We start from the raw sequence: 14,698 nt of genomic DNA, 5'->3' as shown, positions 1-14,698 counted from the left end.
GGTGCGTCAGTGCCGTGTCGCTGCCGCGTCGGCGCCGTGCCCTACGAGTGCGTGCGCAGCAGCGTCCGCATCGTCCGCATCGCCACGGACAGGTTGGCCAGGTCGAACGTCTCCGAGCTGCGGATCTCCTCCAGGGTGGTGCGGGCCCGGCCGAGGATGGCCTCGTTCTTCGCCTCCCACGCCTGGAACCGCTGCTGCGGTGTCGCCGTGCCGTTGCCCGCCGCCAGCACCTCGGCCGTCACCGCCGCGTGCGCCGCGTACAGGTCCTCGCGGATCGCCGCGCGGGCCATGGACTGCCAGCGGTCCACGCGGGGCAGCTCGCTGATCCTGTCCATCAGCTGGGTGATGCGCAGCCGGTCGGCGAGGTCGTAGTACACCTCGGCGACGTCCAGCGGCTCCTTGCCCAGGCGGTCGGCCACCGAGACGATGTCGATCGCCGCGAACGCGGAGGAGAAGCCGGCCACGCGGGTGGCGAGTTCGCCGGGGACGCCGACGCCCGTCAGCTCGTCGTGGATCTTCTGGAACCACTCCAGGTCCGCGCCGCGCAGCAGCTTGGGCAGCTGCGACCAGACCTGCTCGACGCGCTCGGCGAAGAACGTCACCGTCTCCTCGAGCTCCAGCGGCTGCGGCCGGTTGTTGAGCAGCCAGCGCGTGCCGCGCTCCACCAGCCGCCGCGAGTGCAGCCGGATCCGGGTCTGGACGTCCGCGTCGACCTTGTTGTCGAGCTCCTCGACGCCGTCCCACACCAGGGCGGAACGGAAGATCGCGCGGGCCGCGGTCTGGGCCCGGACGATCTCCTCCAGCGACGCGCCCGTCTCCTCGCGCATCCGGTGCAGGTACGTCGTACCGCCCGTGTTGACCGTGTCGTTGACCAGGACGGTCGTGGTGATCTCGCGGCGCAGCGGGTGGTTGTCGATCCGGTCGAGGAACTGCTCGCGCAGCGGGGTCGGGAAGTACGCGTGCAGCAGGGTCTTGAGGTACGGGTCGTCGGGCAGCGAGGTGCTCAGCAGCTCCTCGGCGACCGTGATCTTCGTGTACGCCAGCAGGACGGCCGTCTCCGGGCCGGTCAGGCCCTGCCCGGCGGCCAGCCGCTCGCGGATCTGGCGGTCGGTGGGCAGGAACTCCAGGGCCCGGTCGAGGTGGCCCTCGCGCACCAGGTGCTTCAGGAAGCGTTGCTGGGCGTGGAGCATGTCCTTGGACTGGGCCAGGGCGTTGGCGATGGCGGTGTTCTGCGCGTAGTTGGTGCGCAACACCATCCGGCCGACCTCGTCGGTCATCGAGGCGAGCAGCTTGTTGCGCTGCTTGACCGTCATGTCGCCGTCCGCGACCAGGCCGTTGAGCAGGATCTTGATGTTCACCTCGTGGTCGGAGGTGTCCACGCCCGCGCTGTTGTCGATGGCGTCGGTGTTGATCCGGCCGCCGTGCAGCGCGACCTCGATCCGGCCGAGCTGGGTGAAGCCCAGGTTGCCGCCCTCGCCGACGACGGCGACCCGCAGGTCCTTGCCGTCGACGCGGATCGCGTCGTTGGCCTTGTCCCCGACGTCCGCGTTGGACTCGGTGGACGCCTTGACGTACGTACCGATGCCGCCGTTCCACAGCAGGTCCACCGGCGCCTTGAGGATCGCCTTCATCAGGTCGGCCGGGGTCGCCTTGGTGACGCTCTCGTCGAGGCCGAGGGCCTCGCGGATCTGGGCGTTGACCGGGATGGACTTGGCGCTGCGCGGGAACACCCCGCCGCCGGCCGACAGCAGGTCGGGGTCGTAGTCCGCCCAGGAGCTGCGCGGCAGCTCGAACAGGCGGCGGCGCTCGGCGTAGCCGACGGCCGCGTCCGGGTTCGGGTCGATGAAGATGTGCCGGTGGTCGAAGGCGGCGACCAGCCGGATGTGTTCGCTGCGCAGCATGCCGTTGCCGAACACGTCACCGGACATGTCACCGATGCCGACGGCCGTGAACTCCTGGCTCTGGGTGTCCACGCCCAGCTCCCGGAAGTGCCGCTTGACGGACTCCCAGGCGCCGCGGGCGGTGATGCCCATGCCCTTGTGGTCGTATCCGGCGCTGCCGCCGGAGGCGAAGGCGTCGCCGAGCCAGAAGTCGTAGGACTCGGCGACCTCGTTGGCGATGTCCGAGAACCGCGCGGTGCCCTTGTCGGCCGCGACGACGAGGTAGTTGTCGTCCCCGTCGTGCCGGACGACGTCCACCGGGGGCACGACCTGGCCGGCCACCATGTTGTCGGTGATGTCGAGCAGCGCCGAGATGAACGTCTTGTAGGAGGCGACGCCCTCGGCCATCCAGGCGTCGCGGTCCACGGACGGGTCGGGCAGCTGCTTGGCGACGAAGCCGCCCTTGGCGCCGACCGGCACGATGACGGTGTTCTTCACCATCTGCGCCTTGACCAGGCCGAGGATCTCGGTGCGGAAGTCCTCCCGGCGGTCCGACCAGCGCAGGCCGCCGCGCGCGACCTTGCCGTAGCGCATGTGCACGCCCTCGACCCTCGGCGAGTACACCCAGATCTCGAACGCCGGACGCGGCGCCGGCAGGTCGGGGATGGCCTGCGGGTCGAACTTCATGGAGATGTAGTCGTGCGGGCGGCCGTCGCTCGACTGCTGGAAGAAGTTGGTGCGCAGCGTCGCCTTGATCACGGTGAGGAAGGAGCGCAGGATGCGGTCCTCGTCGAGCGAGGCGACCTGGTCGAGGGCGGCGTCGATCTCCTCCAGCAGGGCGTCCAGCAGCTCGAACCCGGCGCCCTGCCGCTCCGGCGACAGCCGCGCCTCGAACAGGGAGACGAGCAGCCGGGTGGTGTGGATGTTGTTGCGGAGGGTGTCCTCCATGTAGTCCTGGCTGAACGTGGAGCCGGCCTGGCGCAGGTACTTAGCGTACGCGCGCAGTACCGTCGCCTGCCGCCAGTCCAGCCCGGCGCTCAGCACGAGGGCGTTGAAGCCGTCGTTCTCCGCCTGGCCGGTCCAGGTCGCGGCGAAGGCGTCCTGGAACCGCTCACGGGCGTCGTCCCCGAGGTGTTCGGCGTCGGACACCTTGGGCATCCGCAGTCCGAAGTCGTAGATCCAGGCGACGCTGCGGTCGGCGCGGCGCAGCTCGTAGGGCCGCTCGTCGACGACCTCGACGCCGAGCCGCTGGAGCACGGGCAGCACGGCGGACAGGGAGACGGCCTCGCCCTGGCGGTAGATCTTGAAGCGGCGCTCCCCGGGGGCCGCGCCCACCGGCTCGTACAGGCTGAGCTCGAAGTTCTTCTCCTGGTCGAGCTGTTCCAGCCGGACGATGTCGGCGACGGCGCTGCGAGGGGGGTGGTCGGCCTTGTAGCCCTCGGTGAAGGCGCCCGCGTAGCGGCGCAGCAGTTCGGCGGCGCGCTCCTCGCCCAGCTCTGCGGTGAGTGCCTCGCCGAAGCCGTCGGCCCAGGAGCGGGCGGCCTCGACCAGGCGGGCCTCGATGCGCTCCTTGTCGGTGTCGGACAGCTGGAGCAGCTCGGTGCCCTGCGGGACACGGACCACGAAGTGCAGCCGGGAGAGGATCGACTCGGTGTTCCAGGCGGTGAAGTCGACGCTGACGCCGCCGAGCTCCTCCTTGAGGATGTCGATGATCCTCAGGCGCACCCCGGTGGTGTAGCGGTCGCGCGGGAGGTAGACGAGGGCGGAGTAGTAGCGCCCGTACTCGTCCTGGCGCAGGTAGAGCCGCAGGCGGCGGCGCTCCTGGAGGTAGAGCACCGAGGTGGCGATGGCCTGGAGCTCGCCGACCGGGGTCTGGAAGAGCTCGTCGCGCGGGTAGGTCTCCAGGATCTGCAGCAGGTCGCGCCCGTCGTGGCTGTGCGGCGAGAAGCCGGCCCGCTCGAGGACCTCCTCGACCTTGCGGCGGATCACCGGGACCCGGCGGACGGACTCGGTGTAGGCGGCGGAGGAGAACAGTCCGAGGAAGCGGCGCTCACCGACGACGTTGCCGTCGGCGTCGAACTTCTTGACGCCGATGTAGTCCAGGTACGACGGCCGGTGCACGGTGGCCCGGCTGTTGGCCTTGGTCAGCACGAGCAGCTTGTGCTCGCGCGCCTTGGCCCGGGCGTCGGCGGGCAGCCGCTCGAAGGAGGGGCTGACCGGATGGCCCTCCGGGGTGGCGTGGTGCGGGTCGGCACGCAGGATGCCCAGACCGGTGCCGGGGAGGGCGCCGAGGGAGTCGTCGTCGCGCAGCTGGTACTCGCGGTAGCCGAGGAAGGTGAAGTGGTCGTCGGCGAGCCAGCGCAGCAGTTCCCGGGCCTCCTCGACCTGCTGCCCCGGCACGTCCCCGGGGGCGGGTTCGTCGGGCAGCCCCTCGGCCAGTCCGATGGCGGCCTGCCGCATCTTGCCCCAGTCCTCGACGGCCTCGCGGACGTCGGACAGGACGCGCAGCAGGTCGGCGGTGATCTGCTTGAGGTCGCCGCGGTCGGTCTCGCGGTCGATCTCGACGTGGATCCAGGACTCGGTGTGGGCGTCGTGCGGGAGGTCGTCGGCGGGCGGGGTGGCGAGCACCTCGATCAGCTGCCCGGTGAGGTCGCGGCGGACCACGATCTGCGGGTGGATGACGACGTGGATGCCCCGGCCCTGACGGGTCAGCTCGTTGGTGACGGAGTCCACGAGGAAGGGCATGTCGTCGGTGACCACCTCGACGACGGAGTGGCTGCAGGTCCAGCCATTCTCCTCGACGGTCGGGGTGTGGACCTTGACGTTGGCCGTGCCCTGGGGACGGTTCTCGGCCAGCCGGAAGTGCGCGACGGCGGCTCCGAAGACGTCGACCGGGTCGCGGCCGAGGAGGTCCTCCGGGGCGGTGTGCAGGTAGTAGCGCTGGAGGAACGCGAGCACGGTGTCCCGGTCGGGCATGCCCTTGTCCGTCGTCCCGGTCGGCAGTTTCCCGCCGGCCGGGCTGTTCTCAGCTACCCGGGCGGCCTTTTCGAGCAGCTCGGCCTTTGCTTCGTCCAGCTTGGTCTGCATTGTCCTCTGACTCCTGTCGCGCGCCATTGCGTGACGTAGAAGGAAGTACGGTCTCCGCGCTTGCGGTGCGGTGGTACGACGCGGGGTGTCCGGTCCGTTCCGACGCTATGCCGCAAGATGAGACGAGCGGGGGCTTCTCTGCCAACTTCGACGCGCCCGCCGGGTGTGACGCTGCTCTCTTCCGCGTCCGTACCCGGGGAGTGCCGCGCGCCCCTGGAACCCTTCGGGTCCTCTCCCGCCCGCGAGGACCAGCGAGCCCCGCCCGGCCACGGCTGTCGTCCGTGCTCTCCGGGCGCACGGCGGGGACGGCGAGGCCCCCGCGAGCTATCGCGCTGATCACGCCACCCAGGCTATCGCCCCCCGCAGGGGGCCCGTCATGAGCCGTATGTGTACAAAACACAGGGTGGAACTTGGACGTTCTGCACAGTGCGCGCCTGCGGTGCTCAGTGCTGCGTGCGCGGGCCCGGCGGTCAGCCGGCCAGGCGTTCCGCTTCCGCGACGGCCTCCGCCAGCGTGTCCACCACCGGCACCCCGACCGCTTCGAGGCTGGCCCGACTGTGCGAACCGCCGGTGTAGAGCACGGCTTTCGCCCCCACGCGCCGGGCGGCCAGCGCGTCGTCGGCGGCGTCCCCGATCACCACCGTACGCGCCGGGTCGATGTCGGTCAGCGCGCGGAGGTGGCGCACCATGTGCTCCGACTTGCCTCCGCCGGACGGCCCGGACCGCCCGTCGACGCGTATGAAGTGCGGCTCGATGCCGAAGCCCCGGACCAGCGGCACGAGGTCGTCGTGCCCGTACATGCTGAGGATGGACTGACTGCGCCCCGCCTCCGACCACTGCGCCAGCAGCTCGGCCGCGCCCTCGGCGAGCGCGCACCGCACCCGGTGTTCGGAGTAGTACCGGTGGAAGGTCGCGTCCATCAGCTCCCACTCGGCCCCGCTCGGCAGCCGCCCCATCAGCCGCTCGTAGAACTTCGGCACCGGCACGCAGTACAGCTCCCGGTACCGCTCCAGCGTGAGCGGCTCCAGGCCCAGCTCGGCGAAGGCCGCGTTCGTCGCGCCGATGACCGCGTCGACGTCGTGGAACAGCGTGCCGTTCCAGTCCCAGACGATGTGCGCGTCCGTGTGCATCCCCATGGAAGAAAAAGTACCCGCCGGCACTGACAACCGGGCCGCCGACTCGGCCCTCGGGGCCTGCCCGACGTCTCATGCCGCAGACGCGGGGCCTGGCACACCCTCCCCCAAACTCTTCGAGCAGGGGGACCCCCAGCGGCGTTGTCGTCACTCACCGGCTCCCCCGAGCTCTCGACGAGCCCGGGAAGGGAGGACCCCATCGCGTCGACGCCCTCCTCCACCGTGCGGCTGCACGCTCCCCGCAACCCTCGGCTGCGCTCAAGCGGGAGCACCCCCTCGCCCCCGCCCACCCGCGCTGACAAGGCACCGCCGGTTTCCTGCGCCCTGCTCCGCCGGACGGGCCCTAAGCCGTCGGGCCCAGCAGGTTCGGGATCTCCTGGGTGGCGTACCACAGCAGTTCGTGGTCCTCCGCCCCGTCCACGGCGGACTGGGCGTTCCCGTCCCCGCCGTCCGCGGCCGGCAGCGCGTCCGCAGCCGACGCCACGTCCGCCTCCGCGTCCTGAGCGTCCACGTGCACCGCCGCCGCCCTGTCCAGCCGGACGGGTCCGTCGACCCGCACCGCACCGGGGCCGGGGACCGGATCGGCCGAGACCGCCCGGTCGGGCACGTCCACGGCGACCACGACCCGGCGCCGCGGCGCCGCGGTGTCCGCCGCCAGCAGCCGCAACGAGGCCAGCGCGGCACCGCCCAGTGCCGCGTACTCCAGCTCCTCGACGTCGTCGGAGCGGTACCACTCGCGCAGCGCGGGCGTCACACCGTGGGCGGCGAACGGTCCCGGGCCCAGCTCACCCGTCCGGTACGCCTCGGCGAGTCCCGGGAGGGTGAGGGGGACGTAGACGCGCATGTCGGCCGCTTTCGTGGTCGGAGGTCCGCCGGCGTTCCGTCGAGGGGTGGTCGCACCCGGCCGGCTGGGCCTTCAGGATACGTGCGGGCGTCCCCCATCGGGTCCCTGCCCACCTCCTGGGCCGCGTCCACCCCGAGCCCGGAATTCACCCGGTGCGCCCGCTCCAGTACGGGGCCGAGGGGCCGCCATTCACTCGGATAAGTGAATTCCGCCGCCGCCCCGACACGGTTCACGGCGCCTTGCCGCCGCACTCCACCGCCCCGTACAAGATCCCCAACCCCGAAGTTACTGCCCGGTATCGCCTCGGTCCCCCGGCCGACGGCGACTCCCGGCCCGTCGAACGGAGTCCCGTGAACAAGGTCATGACCAGGGCTCAGCACCGCACCGGCACCCGCCCTCCCGGCCGCCGCGACACGCGCCGCCCCACCGGCGGCACCGTCCCGCCGCGCACCCCCGCGGGAGGCACCGCCCCCGCCCCGTCCCCCGGCGGGGGCCGCTCCTCTCCCGTACCCGCCCCGGCGTCCACGCGTCCCGCCGACAACCGCCCGCCGTCCTTCACGCCGACGGTCATGGCCACGGCCACGGCCACTGCCACGGCCCTGCTGCGACGGCGCCCGGCTCTCCCGGCCCCCGCGCCCCGGTCTCCCCGGCCGGCGCAGCCCCGTCCCACCGACCGCTTCGCCGAGCTGCTGCTCGCCGTCCTGAGCGGTCAGCGGCCCGTCCACTCGATGCTCCGGCACACCGCGGGCCGCGCCTACGACGAACTGGCGGACCTCGCCGAGCGCGGTCCGCTGCGCACCCGTGGCACCCGCCCGGTGGTGCGGGACATCGGTTACTACGTTCCCCGCGAGGGCGCGCTCGAGGTGTTCGCCCGGATCGGTGCCGGCGACCGGCTGCGGGCCATGGCATTCCGCCTGGAACAGGGCCAGGACCTGCGCTGGCGCTGCACCGCCGTGGAACTGGGCGGTACCCGCCCACCCCGCTCCCACGACCGCTGACGCCGAAGGGCCGGGCGACCCCTGGGGTCTGCCCGGCCCTCCGCCTGCTCTCACGGCTCCGTACGGAGCCTCACCGCTCGATCGGCCCGGAAGCCTCGCAGCTCGCTCACTTCTTGCGGCGGCGACCGCCCCGCGCCTGCTTGCGGCGCTCGGCGCGCGTGAGGCCGTCGGCCTCGGAGCGCACCGGCTCGTCCTCGGCGAACTCGCCCTCGACGGTGCCGCCCTCGCCGTCCACGGTCGGCGCGGAGAAGTGCAGGTTCCGCCGCTGCGGGGCGTCGAGCCCCTTGGCACGGATCTCCGGGCGGGCACCCGCCTGCGCGGGCACCGCGTCCTGCACCACCGGCTCCGGCTTGGCCTCCTCGACCGGGACCTCCTCGACCTGCTGCTCGACCTGGACCTCCAGGTTGAACAGGTAACCGACGGACTCCTCCTTGATGCCGTCCATCATCGCGGTGAACATGTCGAAGCCCTCGCGCTGGTACTCGACCAGCGGGTCCTTCTGCGCCATCGCGCGCAGGCCGATGCCCTCCTGGAGGTAGTCCATCTCGTAGAGGTGCTCGCGCCACTTGCGGTCCAGGACCGACAGCACGACCCGGCGCTCCAGCTCACGCATGATCTCGGAGCCGAGCTGCTCCTCACGCTGCTCGTACTGCTTGCGGATGTCCTCCTTGATGGAGTCACCGATGAACTCGGCCGTCAGCCCGGCGCGGTCGCCGGCCTCCTCCTCCAGCTCCTCCACGGTGACCTTCGCCGGGTAGAGCTGCTTGAAGGCGCCCCACAGCCGGTCCAGGTCCCAGTCCTCGGGGAAGCCCTCGGACGTCTCGGCCTGGACGTAGGCGTCGATGGTGTCGTCCATGAAGTGGTGGATCTGCTCGTGCAGGTCCTCGCCCTCCAGGACGCGGCGCCGCTCGCCGTAGATGACCTCGCGCTGCCGGTTCATGACTTCGTCGTACTTCAAGACGTTCTTACGGGTCTCGAAGTTCTGCGTCTCGACCTGCGACTGGGCCGACGCGATCGCGCGCGTGACCATCTTGTTCTCGATCGGCACGTCGTCCGGAACGTTCGCCATGGACATCACACGCTCGACCATCTGGGCCTTGAACAGGCGCATCAGGTCGTCGCCGAGCGAGAGGTAGAAGCGGGACTCGCCGGGGTCGCCCTGACGGCCGGAACGACCGCGCAGCTGGTTGTCGATCCGCCGCGACTCGTGCCGCTCGGTGCCGAGCACATAGAGCCCGCCGAGCCGCTCGACCTCGTCCTTCTCAGCCTTGACGGCGTCCTCGGCCCGCGCGAGGGCGTCCGGCAGGGCGTGCGCCCACTGCTCGATGTGCTCCTCGGGGTCGAGCCCGTGCTGGCGCAGCTCCGCCTCGGCGAGGTCCTCGGGGTTGCCGCCGAGCTTGATGTCCGTACCACGGCCGGCCATGTTGGTGGCCACCGTCACGGAGCCCCTGCGACCCGCCTGGGCGACGATCGTCGCCTCGCGCTCGTGGTGCTTGGCGTTCAGCACCTCGTGCTGGATGCCGCGCTTGCTGAGCTGCTGCGAGAGGTACTCGGACTTCTCCACCGAGGTGGTGCCCACGAGGATCGGCTGACCCTTGGCGTGCTTCTCCTCGATGTCGTCGACGACCGCCTCGAACTTGGCGACCTCGGTGCGGTAGATCAGGTCCGACTGGTCCATGCGGACCATGGGCCGGTTCGTCGGGATGGGCACCACACCGAGCTTGTAGATCTGGTGGAACTCGGCGGCCTCGGTCATCGCCGTACCGGTCATGCCGGACAGACCGGGCTGCTCCTTGCCGTTGTGGTCGCGGCGCTTGTAGAGGCGGAAGAAGTTCTGGAGGGTGATCGTGGCGAGCGTCTGGTTCTCGTCCTTGATCGGCACCGACTCCTTCGCCTCGATCGCCTGGTGCATGCCCTCGTTGTAGCGGCGGCCGGCGAGGATACGGCCGGTGTGCTCGTCGACGATCATGACCTCGTCGTCGATGATCACGTAGTCCTTGTCGCGCTTGAAGAGCTCCTTGGCCTTGATGGCGTTGTTCAGGTAGCCCACCAGCGGGGTGTTGACCGACTCGTAGAGGTTGTCGATCCCCAGCCAGTCCTCGACCTTGGCGACCCCGGACTCGTGGATGGCGACCGTGCGCTTCTTCTCGTCGACCTCGTAGTCGCCGGTCTCCTCGATGCCCTTGAGCGGGTTGCCGGCCTCACCGCGCTTGAGGCGCTTGACCAGCTTGGCGAAGTCGCCGTACCACTTGGTGGCCTGGTCGGCCGGGCCGGAGATGATCAGCGGCGTACGGGCCTCGTCGATGAGGATGGAGTCGACCTCGTCGACGACGGCGAAGTTGTGGCCGCGCTGGACGAGCTCGTCCTTGGACCACGCCATGTTGTCGCGCAGGTAGTCGAAACCGAACTCGTTGTTCGTGCCGTAGGTGATGTCGCAGTTGTACTGCTCGCGGCGCTGGGCCGGCGTCATGTTGGCCAGGATGCAGCCGACCTCGAGGCCCAGGAACTTGTGGACGCGGCCCATCAGCTCGGAGTCGCGCTCGGCCAGGTAGTCGTTGACCGTGATGATGTGGACGCCCTTGCCGGACAGGGCGTTCAGGTACGCGGGCAGGGTGCCGACGAGGGTCTTGCCCTCACCGGTCTTCATCTCGGCGACGTAACCCATGTGGAGGGCGGCGCCGCCCATGATCTGCACGTCGTAGTGGCGCTGGCCCAGGACGCGCTTGGCGGCCTCGCGGACGGTGGCGAAGGCCTCGGGGAGCAGGTCGTCCAGGCTCTCACCGTCGGCGTACCGCTCCTTGTACTCATCGGTGAGGGCACGCAGCTCGGCGTCGGAGAGGTCGGCGAAGTCCTCTTCGATGGAGTTGACCTGGCCCGCGATGCGGTGCAGTTTGCGCAGGATCTTGCCTTCGCCTGCACGCATGATCTTCGAGAGGACGGACACGGGGGGTGGTCTCCTTGCCGGTCGGGCCTGGGACGGTCGGTTTCCATTCCATTGCTGAGCAACGGCCATCGTATGCGAGGACCCCACCACGTCGGGAGGCCTGCCGCGACGGTGACCACGCACGGCTCCATATCTGTTTCACGGCTGCTTCAAAGAGGACAACGTCCGGAGCCCACGGATGGTGCCGCTTCACCCGTCGAATTGTGCGAAGGGTGACCATTTCCTCACGTACGGCAAACGGTTGGCGCCCATCACTCCTCCCTGAGGAGAATCGGCCGATGGAACCCGTCACGCTCACCACCGACCGGCTTCTGCTGCGCACGGTCGGCCCTCAGGACACCGACGCGGTGTACGCCGCCTGCCAGGACGCCGACATCCAGCGCTGGACCACGGTCCCCTCCCCGTATCTCCCCGAGCACGCGCGGGGCTTCACGGAGCAGATGTGTCCGGACGGCTGGGCGGACGGTTCGATGTTCACCTTCGGCGCCTTCCTCCTCTCCGGGGAGCTCACGGGCATGCTCGGCGTCACGATGCGCTCCCCGGGGGTGGGCGAGATCGGCTACTGGGGCGTCAAGGAACACCGCGGCAACGGCTACATGACCGAGGCCGCCCTCACCGTCTCCCGCTGGGCCTTCACGAAGATGTCGATCGACCGGGTGGAATGGCGCGCCGAGGTGGGCAACCGGGCCTCCCGCGCGGTGGCGGAGCGGGCGGGCTTCGTCGTCGAGGGCACCCTGCGCTCCGCGATCAACAACAAGGGCACGCTGCGGGACTGCTGGGTGGGCTCTCTGCTGCCGTCCGACCTGGGACTCGCGTCCACGGCGCCGTACCTGCCCGCCGGGGAGTAACGGGTGGGGGAGCGGGAGCGGAGGATGGGGCGGCGTCCGTCCGGGCCCGGGGCCGGTGTCAGTGCCGCCCCCTATCGTGCGGACGTATGACGACTCTCCCGCGTCCGGCCACGGACCTTTCGGCGGCAGAGGCCCGCCGCATCGCCCTGCGCGCCCAGGGCTTCCTGGGCGCCCCCGACCGTCGTTCCGGCGTCCGGGGGATCCTGCGTCACCTGGGCGCGGTGCAGCTCGACACCATCTCCGTCCTCGCCCGCTCCCACGAGCTCATCCCCTACGCCCGCCTCGGCGCCGTGGGCCGGGAAACGGTCGAGGCCGCGTACTGGAAAGCCGGCGCCCGGCCGCCGCGCGCGTTCGAGTACTGGTCGCACGCGGCCTGCATCCTGCCCGTCGAGGAGTGGCCGCACTTCGCCTTCCGCCGCCGTGCCTACCGCGGCCGCCCGCACTGGAACCACGAGCTCCCCGACGGGGCCTACGACCAGGTCGTCAAGCAGCTCCGCGCCCAGGGCCCGCTCACGGCCACGGAGTTGGGCGGCGCGAAACGCACCAGTGAGTGGTGGGACTGGTCCGGTGCCAAGGTCGCCGTCGAGCGGGCCCTGATGTACGGCGAGGTGGTGTGCGTCGAGCGTCGCGGCTGGAAGCGGGTCTACGACCTCGCCGAACGCGCGATCCCCGACGCCCTGCTGCACGACGAGCTGGACGACGCCGAGTGCCTGCGCCGTCTGGTCCGCCTGGCCGGTCAATCCCTCGGCGTCGGGACCCGCGCGGACCTCGCCGACTACCACCGCCTCAAGGGCGAGCAGGTCGACGCGGTGATCGCCGACTCGGGCCTGGTGCCGGTCACGGTCGAGGGCTGGTCCAAGCCGGCCTGGGCCGATCCGGAGGCCCTCGCCGCGCCTCCGCGCGGACGTCACCGTACGACGCTGCTGTCCCCGTTCGACTCCCTGGTGTGGGAACGGGCTCGCACCGAGCGGATCTTCGGCTTCACCCACCGCCTGGAGGCCTACGTGCCGAAACAGAAGCGGGTGCACGGCTACTTCGCGATGCCCGTACTCGCCGGTGGCCGGCTGGTCGGCCGCGTCGACCCGGCGCGCGAGGGCCGCACGCTGGTGGCCAGGCAGATCACGCTGGACGGCCCCAAGGCGGTCCCCGCCGTCGCGCAGGCCCTGGTCGAGGCGGCGAGCTGGGTGGACTGCACGAACGTCCGCGTGGAGCGCGTCGACGCGCCCGAACTGCGCGAACGGCTCACCCGGGAGCTGACCCGCGCTCTCGCCTGAGGTCACCGGATCTCGAGGATCTTCTCCCGCATCGCGTAGACCACCGCCTCCATCCTGGAGTGCAGCTGCAGCTTCTCCAGGATGTTGCGCACGTGGTTCTTCACGGTGTTCTCGGAGATGAACAGCTCCTTGGCGATGTCGCGGTTGTTCATCCCCGTGGCGACGAGCTTGAGCACTTCGAGTTCACGGTCCGTCAGCCGGGGCGCGGGCACCAGCCGGCGCTCGTCGGTGCGCTGGATCATCGACTTGAACTCGGTGAGCAGCTTCGACGCCATGGAGGGGCTGATCTGCGACTGTCCGTCGGCCACCGCGCGAATGGCGGTGGCCACCTCGTCCGTGGAGATCTCCTTGAGGAGGTAGCCGGTCGCACCCGCCTTGATGGCGTCGTAGAGATCGGCCTCCTCGTCACTGATCGTCAGCATGATGATCTTCGCGCTGGGGGCCACCTCCTTGATGGAGGTGCACGCCTCGATGCCGCCCCGCTTGGGCATCCGCACATCCATCAGGACGATGTCCGGCAGCAGGTCCGCGGCCTTCTCCACGGCCTCGGCACCGTCCCCCGCCTCGCCGACGACCTGGATGTCCTCCTCGGCCGCGAGGACGATCTCCAGTCCCCGGCGGAACAGCGCGTGGTCGTCCACCACCAGGACCCTGATCGGTTCCTTGCCCGCCTCCTCGGCCGGTTCACCGGCCGGCTCCTGGTACCCGGAGCCCGCGTGCGGGCCCCTGCCGGTGACGCCGTCGTCGGAGTCCTCTCCACGCATCGGGCCGAAGCTGTCCGCCATCGTTCCTCCCCCTGAAGGCTGTGGCCGTGGTCGTGAGCCATCGCCAACCCAAGGCAACGGCCCACCGGTTGGGCCGTTGCCGCCATGATTCCATGCCCGGACGGCACCGGGGTGCCGACGTGGGATGCGAAGTGGTCGCACACCGGTGCCCCCGGGGGCGCACACGCGCGCACCCGGGGGCACCGGTTCAGCAACTGCCGCCCGCCGGGTCAGCCGCCGAGGGGCCCGCCCGCCTCGGGAGCGTGCGGCTGCGTGACCATGGTGTCCGTACTGAGGTGGATCACGCCGTAGTCGTAGGCGTGCCGTCGGTAGACGACACTGGGTTCCTTCGTCTCGGAGTCGACGAACAGATAGAAGTCGTGCCCGACCAGCTCCATCTCGTAGAGGGCCTGATCGAGGGTCATGGGGGCGGCCACGTGGGTCTTCTCGCGGACGACGAGGGGTCCGTCACCCTGTACTTCCAGTGTGCCGATCTTCTTGGTGGGGACTGCGTCCTGCCCCTCCTCGGGGGAATGCGCGCCCGTCCCGTTGAGCGTCGCCGCACCCGGGACGTGGTCGGGGACCTCCGCTGCCGAGATCCTGCGCGCGCCGCGCCGTGAATAGCGCTTGTCGTGCTGCTTGCGCAGCCGGGCGTCCAGCTTCTCCGCTGCCAGGTCGAGCGCCGCGTACGGGTCGCTCGCCGCTGCCTCCGCCCGGATCACCGGACCGCGGGAATGGAGCGTGATCTCCACTCGGGCGCTGCGGTCGGCCTGCCGGGGGTTGGGCTCCTTGGACACCTCGACGTCGAGGCTGATCACCTTGCCGTCGAGCTTCTGGATCCTCTCCAGCTTCAGCTTCTCGGCCACGTGCTTCCGGAACCGCTCGGGCACCTCGATCTTGCGGCCCTTGACGACGATGTCCACGCA

At 70.5% G+C, this 14,698-nt stretch carries 9 protein-coding genes; 3 read left to right on the top strand and 6 right to left on the bottom strand.

Going from position 1 to position 14,698, the window contains the following annotated elements; translation table 11 throughout:
* Positions 1-41: 41 nt before the first annotated feature.
* From DIZ27_RS11600 to DIZ27_RS11590, 3 genes are all read right to left on the bottom strand, one after another.
* Positions 42-4,967: an NAD-glutamate dehydrogenase gene (locus DIZ27_RS11600; protein ID WP_109378284.1), complete on the bottom strand. Its 4,926-nt coding sequence runs from the start codon at positions 4,965-4,967 to the stop codon at positions 42-44.
* Between the two features lie 470 nt (positions 4,968-5,437).
* Positions 5,438-6,103 (bottom strand): HAD family hydrolase, encoded by a 666-nt coding sequence (locus DIZ27_RS11595; RefSeq protein WP_109378283.1) that lies wholly within the window; start codon positions 6,101-6,103, stop codon positions 5,438-5,440.
* Between the two features lie 340 nt (positions 6,104-6,443).
* Complete coding sequence (locus tag DIZ27_RS11590; RefSeq protein ID WP_109378282.1) at positions 6,444-6,944, bottom strand: DUF6912 family protein; 501 nt, start codon at positions 6,942-6,944, stop codon at positions 6,444-6,446.
* 350 nt (positions 6,945-7,294) lie between these two features.
* Between DIZ27_RS11590 and DIZ27_RS11585 the strand changes: the two genes are divergently transcribed.
* Complete coding sequence (locus tag DIZ27_RS11585) at positions 7,295-7,942, top strand: Rv3235 family protein (protein WP_109378281.1); 648 nt, start codon at positions 7,295-7,297, stop codon at positions 7,940-7,942.
* 106 nt (positions 7,943-8,048) lie between these two features.
* On the opposite strand, the gene secA is transcribed toward DIZ27_RS11585, so the two are convergent.
* Positions 8,049-10,886, bottom strand: a complete 2,838-nt coding sequence (gene secA / locus DIZ27_RS11580; protein ID WP_109378280.1) for a preprotein translocase subunit SecA — start codon at positions 10,884-10,886, stop codon at positions 8,049-8,051.
* Positions 10,887-11,164: 278 nt separating this feature from the next.
* Here secA and DIZ27_RS11575 point away from each other — a divergent pair, with 278 nt between their 5' ends.
* Together DIZ27_RS11575 and DIZ27_RS11570 are read left to right on the top strand one after the other, a co-directional pair.
* The gene (locus DIZ27_RS11575; protein ID WP_109378279.1) at positions 11,165-11,734 is read left to right on the top strand and encodes a GNAT family N-acetyltransferase; all 570 of its coding nucleotides are present in this window, start codon (positions 11,165-11,167) and stop codon (positions 11,732-11,734) included.
* Between the two features lie 86 nt (positions 11,735-11,820).
* On the top strand, positions 11,821-13,008 hold the full coding sequence (locus DIZ27_RS11570) for a winged helix-turn-helix domain-containing protein (RefSeq protein WP_109378278.1): 1,188 nt from the start codon (positions 11,821-11,823) through the stop codon (positions 13,006-13,008).
* Positions 13,009-13,010: 2 nt separating this feature from the next.
* Here DIZ27_RS11570 and DIZ27_RS11565 read toward each other — a convergent pair whose 3' ends face one another.
* A complete protein-coding gene (locus DIZ27_RS11565) occupies positions 13,011-13,793 on the bottom strand; it encodes a response regulator transcription factor (protein ID WP_109378277.1) in 783 nt (260 codons plus the stop codon).
* Between the two features lie 209 nt (positions 13,794-14,002).
* Positions 14,003-14,695, bottom strand: a complete 693-nt coding sequence (gene hpf, locus DIZ27_RS11560; protein ID WP_109378276.1) for a ribosome hibernation-promoting factor, HPF/YfiA family — start codon at positions 14,693-14,695, stop codon at positions 14,003-14,005.
* Positions 14,696-14,698 lie beyond the last annotated feature (3 nt).

Origin of the sequence: Streptomyces sp. NWU339, from assembly GCF_003143855.1 — a bacterium.
GTDB lineage: Bacteria > Actinomycetota > Actinomycetes > Streptomycetales > Streptomycetaceae > Streptomyces.
The sequence above is the reverse complement of the archived record's forward strand: the minus strand, read 5'-3'. Positions and strand labels throughout refer to the sequence as shown.

Excerpts from the sequence above, each read along its gene's own strand:
- DIZ27_RS11595 (WP_109378283.1), bottom strand. The coding sequence starts at position 6,103 with ATGGGGATGCACACGGACGCGCACATCGTCTGGGACTGGAACGGCACG.
- DIZ27_RS11575 (WP_109378279.1), top strand. The coding sequence starts at position 11,165 with ATGGAACCCGTCACGCTCACCACCGACCGGCTTCTGCTGCGCACGGTC.
- DIZ27_RS11600 (WP_109378284.1), bottom strand. The coding sequence starts at position 4,967 with ATGCAGACCAAGCTGGACGAAGCAAAGGCCGAGCTGCTCGAAAAGGCC.
- DIZ27_RS11570 (WP_109378278.1), top strand. The coding sequence starts at position 11,821 with ATGACGACTCTCCCGCGTCCGGCCACGGACCTTTCGGCGGCAGAGGCC.
- DIZ27_RS11590 (WP_109378282.1), bottom strand. The coding sequence starts at position 6,944 with ATGCGCGTCTACGTCCCCCTCACCCTCCCGGGACTCGCCGAGGCGTAC.
- DIZ27_RS11565 (WP_109378277.1), bottom strand. The coding sequence starts at position 13,793 with ATGGCGGACAGCTTCGGCCCGATGCGTGGAGAGGACTCCGACGACGGC.